At 36.9% G+C, this 12,988-nt stretch carries 15 protein-coding genes; 5 read left to right on the top strand and 10 right to left on the bottom strand.

Annotated features, from left to right (window positions below; genetic code table 11):
• The first annotated feature begins 5 nt into the window (after positions 1-5).
• A complete protein-coding gene (locus tag C9J34_RS07655) occupies positions 6-923 on the top strand; it encodes a hypothetical protein (protein WP_107839269.1) in 918 nt (305 codons plus the stop codon).
• 73 nt (positions 924-996) lie between these two features.
• Here C9J34_RS07655 and coaD read toward each other — a convergent pair whose 3' ends face one another.
• Genes coaD through C9J34_RS07670 form a run of 3 tightly spaced genes read right to left on the bottom strand, consistent with a single transcriptional unit; the run spans position 997 to position 3,496 of the window.
• Positions 997-1,485, bottom strand: coding sequence for a pantetheine-phosphate adenylyltransferase (coaD, locus tag C9J34_RS07660; protein WP_107839270.1), 489 nt, complete (start codon positions 1,483-1,485; stop codon positions 997-999).
• On the bottom strand, positions 1,478-2,053 hold the full coding sequence (rsmD, locus tag C9J34_RS07665; protein WP_107839271.1) for a 16S rRNA (guanine(966)-N(2))-methyltransferase RsmD: 576 nt from the start codon (positions 2,051-2,053) through the stop codon (positions 1,478-1,480). Before rsmD ends, coaD begins: the two co-directional genes overlap by 8 nt.
• Positions 2,054-2,077: 24 nt before the next feature.
• On the bottom strand, positions 2,078-3,496 hold the full coding sequence (locus tag C9J34_RS07670; RefSeq protein ID WP_107839272.1) for an RNA polymerase II: 1,419 nt from the start codon (positions 3,494-3,496) through the stop codon (positions 2,078-2,080).
• Positions 3,497-3,550: 54 nt separating this feature from the next.
• Between C9J34_RS07670 and C9J34_RS07675 the strand changes: the two genes are divergently transcribed.
• Complete coding sequence (locus C9J34_RS07675) at positions 3,551-3,946, top strand: DUF7147 family protein (protein ID WP_107839273.1); 396 nt, start codon at positions 3,551-3,553, stop codon at positions 3,944-3,946.
• Here C9J34_RS07675 and C9J34_RS07680 read toward each other — a convergent pair.
• Positions 3,941-4,213 (bottom strand): YlbG family protein, encoded by a 273-nt coding sequence (locus tag C9J34_RS07680; RefSeq protein ID WP_107839274.1) that lies wholly within the window; start codon positions 4,211-4,213, stop codon positions 3,941-3,943. The two genes, C9J34_RS07675 and C9J34_RS07680, sit on opposite strands and share 6 nt — an antisense overlap.
• A 512-nt stretch (positions 4,214-4,725) precedes the next feature.
• On the opposite strand from C9J34_RS07680, the gene C9J34_RS07685 reads away from it, so the two are divergent.
• The gene (locus C9J34_RS07685; protein ID WP_107839275.1) at positions 4,726-5,634 is read left to right on the top strand and encodes a glycerophosphodiester phosphodiesterase family protein; all 909 of its coding nucleotides are present in this window, start codon (positions 4,726-4,728) and stop codon (positions 5,632-5,634) included.
• Positions 5,635-5,686: 52 nt separating this feature from the next.
• Here the strand turns inward: C9J34_RS07685 and C9J34_RS07690 are convergent, their stop codons facing one another.
• From C9J34_RS07690 to C9J34_RS07705, 4 genes are all read right to left on the bottom strand, one after another.
• On the bottom strand, positions 5,687-6,133 hold the full coding sequence (locus C9J34_RS07690; RefSeq protein ID WP_107839276.1) for a YlbF/YmcA family competence regulator: 447 nt from the start codon (positions 6,131-6,133) through the stop codon (positions 5,687-5,689).
• A gap of 67 nt (positions 6,134-6,200) precedes the next feature.
• Positions 6,201-7,169, bottom strand: coding sequence for a 2-hydroxyacid dehydrogenase (locus C9J34_RS07695; protein ID WP_107839277.1), 969 nt, complete (start codon positions 7,167-7,169; stop codon positions 6,201-6,203).
• Positions 7,170-7,449: 280 nt separating this feature from the next.
• Complete coding sequence (locus C9J34_RS07700) at positions 7,450-8,898, bottom strand: UDP-N-acetylmuramoyl-L-alanyl-D-glutamate--2,6-diaminopimelate ligase (protein WP_107839278.1); 1,449 nt, start codon at positions 8,896-8,898, stop codon at positions 7,450-7,452.
• 47 nt (positions 8,899-8,945) lie between these two features.
• Positions 8,946-10,022 (bottom strand): CAP domain-containing protein, encoded by a 1,077-nt coding sequence (locus C9J34_RS07705; RefSeq protein WP_193768931.1) that lies wholly within the window; start codon positions 10,020-10,022, stop codon positions 8,946-8,948.
• A gap of 150 nt (positions 10,023-10,172) precedes the next feature.
• Between C9J34_RS07705 and C9J34_RS07710 the strand changes: the two genes are divergently transcribed.
• Complete coding sequence (locus C9J34_RS07710) at positions 10,173-10,529, top strand: YugN family protein (RefSeq protein ID WP_107839280.1); 357 nt, start codon at positions 10,173-10,175, stop codon at positions 10,527-10,529.
• Positions 10,530-10,598: 69 nt separating this feature from the next.
• Here C9J34_RS07710 and C9J34_RS07715 read toward each other — a convergent pair whose 3' ends face one another.
• Complete coding sequence (locus tag C9J34_RS07715) at positions 10,599-11,522, bottom strand: DMT family transporter (protein WP_107839281.1); 924 nt, start codon at positions 11,520-11,522, stop codon at positions 10,599-10,601.
• A gap of 387 nt (positions 11,523-11,909) precedes the next feature.
• Here C9J34_RS07715 and C9J34_RS07720 point away from each other — a divergent pair, with 387 nt between their 5' ends.
• Positions 11,910-12,401 (top strand): Lrp/AsnC family transcriptional regulator, encoded by a 492-nt coding sequence (locus tag C9J34_RS07720; RefSeq protein WP_107839282.1) that lies wholly within the window; start codon positions 11,910-11,912, stop codon positions 12,399-12,401.
• 104 nt (positions 12,402-12,505) lie between these two features.
• Here the strand turns inward: C9J34_RS07720 and C9J34_RS07725 are convergent, their stop codons facing one another.
• Positions 12,506-12,967, bottom strand: coding sequence for a DUF420 domain-containing protein (locus C9J34_RS07725; protein WP_107839283.1), 462 nt, complete (start codon positions 12,965-12,967; stop codon positions 12,506-12,508).
• Positions 12,968-12,988: the final 21 nt, after the last annotated feature.

Genomic DNA, 12,988 nt, shown 5'->3' on the forward strand with positions numbered 1-12,988 from the left:
CACTTGTGACAATACTTCACAAAATATTGAAAAGAGTTGATGTTATCACACATTTTTTTGCTATTTTCATTTGTTTCACATTAATTATTTTACTCCTTCTTTTCCCTGGTGTCGCACACGAAGGAGCGGATTTAGGTATTCATTTATTTATGGAGGCTTTGTTTCCATACTTGTTGCCGTATTTAATTTTAACAAGCTGGCTACTGCGCATTACAGGTAAATATACTGCACACCCATTTTTATTATATATGAAAACATATGCGATTAGTGCCTTAGGTGGATTTCCAACAGGGGCAGCGGCTATTGCTCAACTTTTCAAATCAAAGGAGCTGTCGCAAAAGGAGGCGGCTATTTTACTCGGTATTTGCCACTGTCCAAGCCCTTTATTTGTTATAGGCTTCGTCAGTTTAGATTTAATAAATGATGTCACAATAGGCTGGCAATATTTAATTGTGCTACATATCTTCTCACTGGTATTGCTTTGTATCGTTTATATTGCTTTGCCACATCAAAAAACTTCAAAGTTAGCACAGTCTGTTACTGCGCGTCACGCCTTTGCACATAGCATAAAGGATAGCGTGCCGACCGTGCTAATTGTTTGTGCGACAATCGTGTTTTTCACAACGATTTATGCTGTTTTATTGCATAGTATGAATCACTTTTTCACTTTGAATAACAATTTGCAAATTTTCTTTGCCTCTTTACTCGAAATGACAAACGGATTGCAGTTAATGCAGCAAAGTTACGAAGGCAAGCTGCTACTATTAGCGCTCGTAACAGGCTTAACCGCGCAAAGCTTAAGCATCCATATGCAGGTGCTCGTAATTGCCAAATCAAATGCAATTGCTTTTCGTCCCTATATATACATGCGCCTCCTTTATGTAGCAATTATTCCAGCAGCGTATTGGTTAATTTTTATTTAATTCTAAAGTTCCAATTCGCTCATTGAATGCAAAAGAGGTTATTCGAAAAGTGGACTTTTCGAATAACCTCTAATTATTTTTGATTGAACTTCTCTTTTAACGCTTGCTCGACAAGAGGCGGCACAAGCTCTCCGATATTGCCACCATATTTTGCTACTTCCTTTACAATACTGGAGCTCAGGAAGGAATATTGATTTTTTGTCATAATGAAAAATGTTTCGATACTTTCATCAAGCACACGGTTCATCGATGTAATTTGCATTTCATATTCAAAGTCAGATACTGCACGCAAGCCGCGTACAATGGCCTGTGCTCCTTTTTCCTTTGCATAATCTACCAATAAGCCTGTAGAGCTTTCAACGCGAATATTTGGTCGATTCTTCGTTATTTCTTTTATCAAATGAATGCGCTCATCAATCGTAAATAATGGCTGCTTTGATGAATTATTGAGTACCCCTACGTAAACAATATCAAAAATATCTGCTGCTCGATTAATAATATCCAGATGCCCGTTCGTAACAGGGTCAAAGCTCCCCGGTACTACCGCAATTTTTTCAGCCAACGTTTTCTCCCTCTTCCTCTATACAACGATAAATTGATATAATCGCTGCCCCATATGTTTCTTGCCTCGTTAATTGAAATGCACCGTAATTTTCAGGTAATGCTACTTCCTTTGCATGCTCACAGACGATAATACCTGTTTTTGCTACTTTATCATTTTCTACAAGTTGTGTTACCAAATCATAATACGCCTGTTTATGATAAGGAGGGTCTACAAATACATAATCAAGTGTGATTTCTCGCTTTAGTAAACCCTTCACTGCGCGCACTGCATCTGTTCGGAAAAGCTCCGTCACACCCTCATAACGACATTTTTTTATATTTTCCTGCAACACTTGAAAAGCGCGTCCATCCTTTTCAACAAAGATGGCTTTCTCAGCGCCTCGACTAAGCGCCTCTATACCTAGCCCTCCACTACCAGCAAATAAATCTAATGCAATACCACCATCAAAAAACGGACCAATGATATTAAATAAAGATTCCTTTACTTTATCTGTTGTCGGCCTTGTCGTTGTGCCATCTATTGCCTTTAACGGCATTCCTTTTCGTTCTCCTGCTACGACGCGCATATTTTCACCAAACCTTTATTCATCCTACTGAATTTCAGTAGTAAGTAAATTAATATTTTCCTCTGTCTTTTGTATCTCTACTAAAAACAGACGCTGTAGCCATGTTTCCTCGATATAATATTGTCCTGCTACTTGAACAATCGGTTCTGAAATTGCGTTATAACGACGTTGATTAAAGACATAGAAACCTGGTTCATTAGGGAAACGGAAAGCACGTGTCTCACTCTCAACATAATAGCCTCTAGGACCTTTTGTAGCGCTATAGCCTAACTCATTCAGCAATTCTTGCGCTGAATATAAAACAAGTCCATCCTTAAAAATCACATCAATCGTTTCCTGTTGTTCTCCATCTATATAAACATCACGCTTATCATTGAATAAAAACGGGAATATTTCATTAGAATTCACATTTAATGAAAAATATGACGTGTGGATGCCGAAGACAGTAGATAAAGCTTCATCTAAAATACTTGGTGTTACTTCTTTGCCTCGTAATGCCTCCAATTGCTCATGCCATTTTTTCAGCTGCTCATCCGTCATTTGATTTGTCAACGTTTGAATAATTGCTGTCGCACGCTCTCCACCTAAAGAACTTCCAGTTAAATAGCTTGCAACAACTTCCTTTATCCATCTCGGTGTGTCAACAAAGTCATACATCGCGTTTAATTGGGCAAATATAACATGCTGTTGAATCTGCTTCGTTGTTATTTGCGGTAAAAATAAAATACGCTCGCCTTGTAGCTTTGAATTATTTTCCCCTTCGACAACAGCGATATGCTCATCATTTAAAAATTTAAGCTGTGCTAGCTTTTCATTAAAAGCGGTAGAGGTTGGATCTTTAGCATATACAGAAACGGTATTTGTCACTTGCTGTAATGCCAAATTCCCCGCTCTCCAGTAAAGGTCTTGCACTTCCCCTTCACCACTGAACATTGAATAATTGACAAGTGATAATGATTGTTGCCCAATTAACGGTAAACCAGTCACCCACTGACCACCAATATCACTATCTGTTGAAATATGTACGGTTGAAAATTTAACAGTACCATTTTTCAATTTAATAAATAAATCTTCCATTAAGTGATTCGATTTAAGACCACCATTTAAAGGGATTATGTAAGATAGTGACTGTGTTCGATTCTCTCCACTATTAAAAGTATTTAAATCTTCACTTAAACGGGAACAGCTATACTCTGTTTCAATAAAGCAATTTGGATTTTCAGCCTTGCTTGGCCAAACAATCGTTACATCATCATTCGGTAAATTTTTGAAATGGTGACGGATATCTAAGCTTTCGCCACGATAAACAATTTCAATTTCCTGTGAATAGTTAAACGCATGCTCATCTAAATCAATTTGATCCGAGTAAACTTGAAACTGCATAAAAAGCAGTGCGCTTATTGTACTAACTAATATAACAAAAAAACTAACGGCAAATTTCATGTGCTCATCCTCCTGCATCATGATACTATTATTGGTGGAAAGGTGTGATTTATAATGATTCAACAATTTATCGAATTAGGGCAAGGCTATGGCGACGTTTTTGAGCTTTGTGAGCTCATGGATACAAATAAAGCTCGTATCCATCGCGCATTCCTCTTTACTTCACAAAAGGAAGGCAAAACATACGCCTCACTCGCAATTGCTTTACAACCAGCACAAGAAAGCAAATTCATGCCGATTTACATTTGCCGTGAAGGAATTCCTTATAGTGAGGAAAAACCATCACAGCGCTTAGAAATTTTTAAACAAGCTTCTGAACAAGTAAATCAGCAAATACATTATCTTGAAGTAAAGCATTCTTCTAATTTTACTGAAACAACTTTATTTTACCAATACTTAATTGGCATTTTGCGATTAAATCACTACATTCCTGCTATGCATGCATTATAAGCCCGATTTATAATCGTATTCCTTCGCTTTATCAGGCTTCGCATTTTCAAATTCCGTTTTTAAAAACGGACGGAATGATTCTACAACGTCTTTTACAAATGGAAGGCGTTGTAATTTATTTTGAATCGCTTCGATATCTTCCCGCTGACAATACATCACAACATATTTTAATCTTCTTGAAATATAGTGAACATGTCCATACTTACGCAAAGATTTGGCATGCTTCAATTGATTAACGTAAACAATAAGTCCCTGTCTTTCGTTCATAAAATCCCCTCATTTCTTCATCCAACAGCCTCCGTAAACGCTCAACAAAGTACTAGAGCCAATTAATAAAGAGCTATTATTCATTCTGCCAAACACAAGCTACCACGATGAACTCATCGTCTCCTTATCTTATAGAAGTGGATGTTTACAACTGAATCATGATAAAAGCATACCAAATGTCTAATTTGATGGCAACAGAGTTTAGACAGTAGATAACATTTTCAGCTATAATGAGTAATAATAGGCTTATTGTAAATAAAGTGAAACTTCAATCAGAGGGGGATTTTCGCATGCCCTCCACTGCTTGTTGCTAGAGGAACACAATCATTTAAAACGCTTGTGTGACCAACATCATGTTGGCCTCTAATCTGGCTTTTACAGGTAGCTATCTCCACCTAAACTTTTGAGGTGAGGAGCCTTATTGCCTGTTAATGCAGGATAAAATAGTTTCTATACAGCTTATTTGTTTTCAGTTCACAATGATTGATGGAAGAATCTGAGGAGGAAGGCATATGGGGAAAAAAACAAAGGTTGCACTTGCAATTGCTGCAGCGAGCGCAGCAATCTGGGCTGGCTCTAAAGCAGTAGTTAAGCCACAAAAGCGTCAAACAAAAAATTTGCTACAAGGAAAACCATTAATTTTTGCACATCGTGGAGGTGCTCATTTAGCACCAGAACATTCAATTCTAGCATTCGATAAGGCAGCTGAACTAGGGGTTGATGGCTTTTATGTAGATTTACGCCTAACGAAAGATGAGGAAATTATCGCTTTTACTGATGAAACATTAGAACGCACATCTACCGCGATTGGCTTCGTTAAAGATTTCACGCTAGCCGAGCTTCAAGAAATTAATTTTGGTGTAAAATTTGAGGATCTAGAAGGTCATCAACCATTTGCCAATGAGCAAATCTCTGTTGCGACATTACAAGAAATATTACAAAAATATCAAGATAAGAAATTTATTTTAAATATCCAAGATAGCCCTGACACATATGAAGGTAGCTTAATCCCATCAAAGCTATGGCGCATCATTGAGGAATTTAATCTTGCTCCACAAGTTGTCGTAACAAGCCCTTATAATGAGCAGATTGAACGCTTTAATTTATATGCACAAAATCAAATTGTCTTAGGCGCTGGTGAAGGTGAGGCTACAAAAGCTTACACGTCGTTTACAAGTCAATTCGGTCATTTATTTAGCCCGAAAGCTGATGTGTTCATTGTCCCAACAAAATCGGCTCTTATTCTATTTGATTCAGCGAAGTTTATGCAATTTTTAAATGGGTTAAATGTAGCGATTTTCTTTAAAGAAGTCAATGATTTAGTTGCAATGAGTCGCTTATTACGCACAGGCTCACAAGGTATTATTACAGACCGTCCAGATTTGGCACAGCCTGTGTTATTAAAGTATAAAGAAGCGTGAACAGTAAAGGCACATGAAATCAAATTGATTTCATGTGCCTTATTAACTTACTCTACGCCGAGCAAGAACAGCTACCACCTGTACCACAGCCTGTGCCACAGCTACTACCGCTATTGAAAAATGGATTGCTTACTGGTACTTTTACCGCTTCTGAAACGGAACGCCCTATGATAAGGCTAACTTCGTCCAATAAATCTTGCATATCATTTTCTGCTAGCTTTAAAGCAGCAATGCGATCATCCAAATCTAATGCTCGCTTTTGCTCACGTATTTTTTTCATAATTGTATGATAATCTGGGTGATATTTACCGAAGCGTTGCACATCCTCGTAGTGCTCCTTCATTCGCCCAAATGCTTGAATTTGACTAGCAAGTTCGACATCTGTGTAAACTATTGCATATGCCTCTTTCAGCCTTTTTACTGGCCCTGAAGAAAGAATCATCGCACTTAGCTCATCCGCTTCATCTAAAATAAATGCCCATTCAGAAGTCATTAACATTCTTTTTTCCTCCAGTCTGTTATTATCATAACAGAAAAATAAGGGATGTGGAATCGGAATGCTTTTCCTAATATCTATCAACTCGATTCAATATCGTCTCATCTTGTGCATAGGCTAGCAATGCCTGTACATTTAAATTCATCATCGCTGTCCTTGTTTGTAAAGAAGCACTACCGATATGAGGCAAGGCTACGACATTCGGCAATGTTAGCAAAGGATGCTGTAAAGCAACTGGCTCTTGTTCAAAAACATCTAATCCTGCCGCCCATAGCTTGTTATTTTTCAATGCATCATAAAGAGCTGTTTCATTCACAATACCTCCGCGTGCCACATTAATTAATACGGCATCTTCCTGCATTAACGCCAACTCTCGCTCACCAATAAGTCCCTCTGTTTCCTTACTATATGGCGTCATAACGACAACAAAATCCGATTCCTGTAACAAATCCTCAAGCGCTCTATAGTGAAAACCGTATCGCTCTTCTTCCGCAAGTTTACGATTGCGATTATGATAAAGTACCTTCATATCAAAGCCTAATGCCCGCTTTGCTACAGCCTGACCAATTCTACCAAGTCCAATGATACCTATTGTCGCACCACCTACATCCTTGCCAACAAGTTGCAAAGGATACCAGCCTTGCCATTTCCCTTCGCGTAAATAGCGTTCTGCCTCCGGAATTCTACGAGCAGTAGCTAGCAATAGAGCAAATACTAAATCGGCTGTTGTATCTGTTAACACATCTGGCGTATTCGTTGCAATTATCCCTCGACCGCGCAGCGCGTTCATATCGATATTATTAAAGCCTACAGACAATGTGCTAACTATTTTTAAATTCGGTGCATACGCCAAAAGCTCTGCATCTACTTGATCAGCTAACGTCACCCATAGCGCTTCGCAATCCTTCACAGCTGCTAAAAGCTTCTCACGTGGCATCACGGCCTCCTCTTCAGGCCATTCCACAATATTATAATAAGTATGTAAAGGTTCTATAATATGCGATGGTAATTTACGCGTAATGAACAATTGCTTTTTCAAATAAAATCCTCCTTATTTCCAAAGAATCAAAAATACCTCCAAATAACGAAAACCTAGTTTTACTTATTCATTTTAAAAGTGAATGCAAAGGCAGTGAATCCTGCGTTGTCAATATTTCAAAGAAGACAATCACTTTTCTAACTGATGAATATCTCAATAAAAGCATATCGTTGTCCGAAAAGCGGTGCGCTAGCCTGCTTTTCGGACAACTACCTTCATCTTTATTCAATATATTGTAGTCTAAAAATTAGAAAGTAACAACAAAAGATAGAATATTCCATCAATTAATAATCCGTAAAGCACTTTCTACACAAGCCTTATCCGAAAAAGGAATTGTTGTAGAGCCGATTGTTTGTGTTTGCTCATGGCCTTTTCCAGCAATTAATACGACATCTCCGCGCTTTGCCTCACGAATTGCTTTCTCAATCGCCTTTGCTCGATCCTCTATTTCCTCGTATGGCTGCTCGCTATAAAAGCCCGACTTTATTTGCGCATTGATGTCCGATGGTTTTTCGTTTCTAGCATTATCTGTCGTCAAATAAATTTTATAAGCATAGGTTGATGCAATTGTGCCCATCTTTCGCCTTTTATCTTTATCTCTCTCTCCGCCGCAGCTAAAAACAAGTCGCACCCTTTCCTGTTTTAATGCTTGGAGCACCGCCTTTAACGCTGCTGGTGTATGTGCATAATCAATAATGATACGCAAATCTCTATCATTCTCGATTTCCTGCATACGTCCCTCAGGTAGCTTTAAATGCAAGCAGCCTGGAATCAACTGTGCAATGTCGAAATTTAATATATACAATGTAGCAAGTGCTGCCAAGGTATTTTGGATTTGATATTCACCTATAAAGGGGAGTACAAGTATGTGTTCCTCCCCTTTGTATTGCAGGCAGCATGTGCTATGCCCTTCGCTTTCAGTCAACAGCTGCCATTGCATATCAACTCGTCCCTTTGAGCCAAATAGCACCGTTTTTTTCTTCAAATTTATTCCAACAGAGCGACTGAACGGATCATCTCCGTTTAAAACGACATTTTTCGCCAATATCGCAAGCCGCTGCTTAGCTTTTTTATAATTTTCAAGCGAACCATGGTCTTCGATATGCTCTGCTGATAAATTTAAAAAAATACCGACATCAATCGCACAATCATCCAATCGGTAATTCGCCAACCCCATCGAGGAAGCTTCTAAAATCGCATAATCAACACCTTGCCGCACAGCAAGTTGAAATATTTCTTGTAGCTGTTTTGCCTGTAATGTTGTTAAGGATTCATAGGAAGTTAACCAACGCTCCCCGTTTAAAAATACACCGTTCGTTCCAATGACAATGCAATTTTTTCCTTGCATTTGGAGCATTTGACTAATAAAGTGGCTGACCGTTGTTTTACCATTTGTCCCTGTAATCGCTATAACTGTTAAAGCCTCTGCGGGGAAATTTCGTAACTTTGCACTAGCAAATGATAAAAATTGCATGCTATTTGGCACCCAAACAATCGGAACAGTCAATTTTAAGTCAAGCAATGCATCATCTTCTACGACGACAGCGCTCGCCCCATTTTGAATTGCCTGCTGTAAAAATGTCCGACCATTGAACTTTTTTCCTTTTCGCAGCACATAAATATAACCTTGCTGAATATTTTGCGCATAATCATCTATTCCTGTTACTTGCTCCCGAATTGAGCCTTTCACAATACATGGCCAATCTTTTAACAATTCAGCTAGCTGCACATTTAGTTCACTCCTTTTCATTACTGTATGAAAAGAAGCGATAATTGCTACTGCATTCCTGATACATCCCGACCATTTTTAGTAACTAATATTTGCGTATAATAATCCATATACGCACCCGTGCCTATATGCGTAAAGCCTTCATCTAGCAATACTTTTCGATGCTCTTTTGAATTTAACCAGCCATGCATTGCCTCAACAACATCGATATAAGTTGTAGCGGTTATTTCACTTGCTGATTTAAATTGAATATCCAAAGCAGATAAACGCTCCTTTAATGAAATATCACTACTCTCTGTTTGCTGTGTTGTTGTGCTTTGCAAAAATAAATTCTCACTATTCTTCATGGCTACATCATTTAACATCAAGTCATTCACTAATGTTAGCACCCCATACTGCTCCCTAAAAACATTTGTTAAATCTGCCAACTGCGCAGCATTTGCCTGATGAATATATAGCTGATGATAGGAAGATGGCACAGGTGCATGAATCATTTCTCCAATAAATTGCATTTCATAAGGCTTATGTGTCACAAGCGTTTTCTTATCTAAGTAGCGGATGCCAATTAGTTTTTCTGTTTCTGTATCAATATAAAGCTGAGCAAAAATATCTTGAAACTTCACTAATATACGACTATGCAAATCATAATCATTCATTGCAAACATATAAATATTATCGTCAATCTGAGCCGTTACTTCTGAATCAATAATTGTCATGCGATAAATATCGCCCAGCACTTGCCCAATTTCATAAGGAGCAACATTCATATTCAAACTATTTGTATAAACTTGCACGACTGTATCATCTGCAATACCAAACATTTTAAATCCATCTTTATTATGATAGACCCACCATTTATAATGGAATGGTGTTTTGTCAATACGCGTAGGTCGACCATATGTAGAGAGTATATCTTTACTTGATTTCCCTATATATGTTGATAAACCTTCTGTAGGTCGTGTTAAAGCATCTTCGTTGTCGATAATGGCTTTGTTTTCCAAAATCGGCTGTTGCACGATACTAGGTCCTTCTAGCGGACTATGCTGCTTAGCATTAGGACCTGCGTAGTAATATATAATGCCTAAAAAGGCCACAATAATTAAAATTCGGAAAAGGGATTCCATTTGTACCTCCTTAGCTATGTTTCTTACTATCTTATTATAGCAATTAAAGCAAGCTTGACACAATGTTGTCATTGCAACAAAGCTGAATTTGCTCTATTATAAAATGGAGCATATATAGTATGTACGATTTTTTTAGAGGAGGATTATGCAATGTATTTTGAAAACACAAATCTTGAAGACGTAGTAGTTGATCAACAAGTGTTGACAAGACTTTTAGAAAACCATGGCTTAGAATGTCATGGCGCTTGGGATTATGATCGTATGACTTTCGATCGTCGATTTGATGTACGTGAAGGACGTTACTATTTACGTTTATTCTGCACTGCTATTTCAGGTGATGTAGGCGCTCATGATGCAACATTAAAATTACTTAAACCTGTTATTGGTAAATACTACTATCCGCATGGTGTAGAATACACAGACGAAGTATTCCCTGCTCATTTAGTCAAAGATTGTGAAAAAATCTTAGCAGACGTTCGCAAAGATTTAACTGAATTTGGTATTTAATTTTTCCCAAAATAAAGGAGCTGACCGAGATTAATTTCCAGTCAGCTCCTTATTCATTTATCTAATTAATTACGATGATACTGCCGTCTCTTTTTTTAAGCGATAATTACTTTTTAAAGCCACTTTATTTTTAAAATGAGAAAATAAATAGCATCCTGCTATTACTAAAACTCCTCCTAGCCCTTGTATCCATGTCAATTGTTCACCTAAAAAAAGAAATGCTAAAATAGCGGTAAATATAGGGTTAAAATTCAAGAAGATTCCTGCTGTCGTAGCTCCTAATTTTTGTACACCAATATTCCATAGCAACATGCAAACAACAGTTGAAATGACACCTGTATAGAACAATGCTTGAATAAAGGAAGCGTTTATATTCGTAATCGAAAAGTTTAGCACATTAAAAGGCAATAAAATAATAAGGCCAAAAACCCCTGAATATAATGTACACATTAAAGGGGAAGCTGTTTGCATTGCCCATTTACTACAAATAGAATATATACCCCATATACAGACCGCAACAATCATCCATAAATCTCCTTTGTTAAAATTAGCAGATAGAAGTAATCCAAATTCCCCTTGAGAGAGTACTAAAATAACGCCAAATAAGGAAATAAGCATCGCACATATTTGCAAGAGATTTATCTTTTCTTTTAAAAAGATGTATGAACAGATCGCAATCGATAACGTAATCAATGTAGAAATTAAACCAACATTTGTGGATGTTGTCTGCTCTAATGCTAAAAATTGAAATATATTAAATAAAACAACTCCAGTTCCTCCCATTAAAATTAGTGGGAGTAGAGCTTGTCGTGGTGGAAGTAACTTTTTTTCTTTCCACAAAACGATTGGAAAAAGACAAAGAATAGCGATTAACCACCTTAAACTTGTTAATGTTAATGGAGAAGCATGCTCTACGAGGGATTTTCCAACAACAAAATTGCCTCCCCAAAATAAGCTTGTAACAAGCAATAATATTACATAACGTTTGGGCATATCATATTAGTTCCTTTCTTTTCATCACTGAAAATAGAAGCCATTGCGCAATGACATTTATCCCGTATTCACAGATATTTTTTGTGCGAAAGCGTAGCGTCAGCGGCAATCTTTTATGTGCCGCAAGCAAAGTGACAAGTACAGAATGTGAAGTGCTTAACTTATGTTCCTTTATCATCAATCAGGACGAAACATGCGAAAACGCTCATTGATTGAAGGATCACTATATAATGATTATAATTGATATATGTATAATACAAAATAATGTTTTTTCATTTTGAATAAAAACAAAATAAAGTTAGTTTAAGTTTAATATTGATGAAATAACATTCGGAATATATACTGGATATAACCTATATTTTGAATGATTATTAAGGAGGGAATTTTATGGAGTCCTATGGAAGTAAAGTATTAGATGCAATTGATATTGAAATTTTGGACTTGCTTCAAAAAGAATCACATATTAGTAATGCTGAATTAGCAAGACGTGTCAATTTATCATCGCCAGCTACACATACTAGAATTAAAAGGCTAGAGAATGAAGGCTTTGTTGAACGGCAAGTAGCTATTTTAAATCAGGAAAAACTTGGATTTGATTTGCTCTGCTATATTTTTATTAGTACAAATATCCATCAATCTGAACTGCTAGAAAAGATTGAAAATGCGCTAGCGACAATGCCTGAAATATTAGAGTGTCATTGTTTAACTGGTGAGCATGATTATTTATTAAAAGCGGTCATTCGGGATAGAAAAGAGTTAGATTATTTTATAAGGAAATTAAATAAGCTGGGCATATCTAAAATACAAACAAATTTATCCTTGAGGGAAGTTAAAAACTCTACCATTTTACCAATAATAGACGATGAGAAATCTAATTGAAGGTAACTCAAGCTACATATATAAAAAAGTCCTCTACCCAAGAAATTTCAGGTTAGAGGACTTTTCAATTTTTACGCTATAATATCTTTTGTAGTTCGGACTTACTAAAGCCCTAAAATTGCCTTAATCACTGAAGTCGTTTCTCCGCCTTTATAAATAACATATAGCAGCATGTATACCGCTACACCAGTAATTGCGACGAAAAACCAAATAAGGCTTGTAATTGGTCCGATACGGCGATGCAATTTTAAGTTTGTTTTTAAACCAGATAAAATACTAACAATCCCAAATACTGCTCCAACAGTAGCTAAAATAATATGGAAAACCAAAAAGAAGGTATAGTATATTTTTACTTCATCTGGTCCACCAAAGGCCGTATTTCCAACAAAAATTGTACGCGATGCATAAATAATAAAGAAGATTAACGCAGCTACACCTGCTGCTAGCATTACTTTTTTATGTGCCTCGATTTTTCGCTTATAGATTAAATACCAGCCAATCGCAACTAAAACGGCACTAATTACGATAAAAGTTGTACTGATTGTAGGTAAAAGTGGTACACCCATTTCCCATTCTCCAATTCTCTA

Origin of the sequence: Metasolibacillus meyeri (assembly GCF_003049505.1) — a bacterium.
In the GTDB taxonomy this organism is placed as follows: Bacteria; Bacillota; Bacilli; order Bacillales_A; family Planococcaceae; genus Metasolibacillus; species Metasolibacillus meyeri.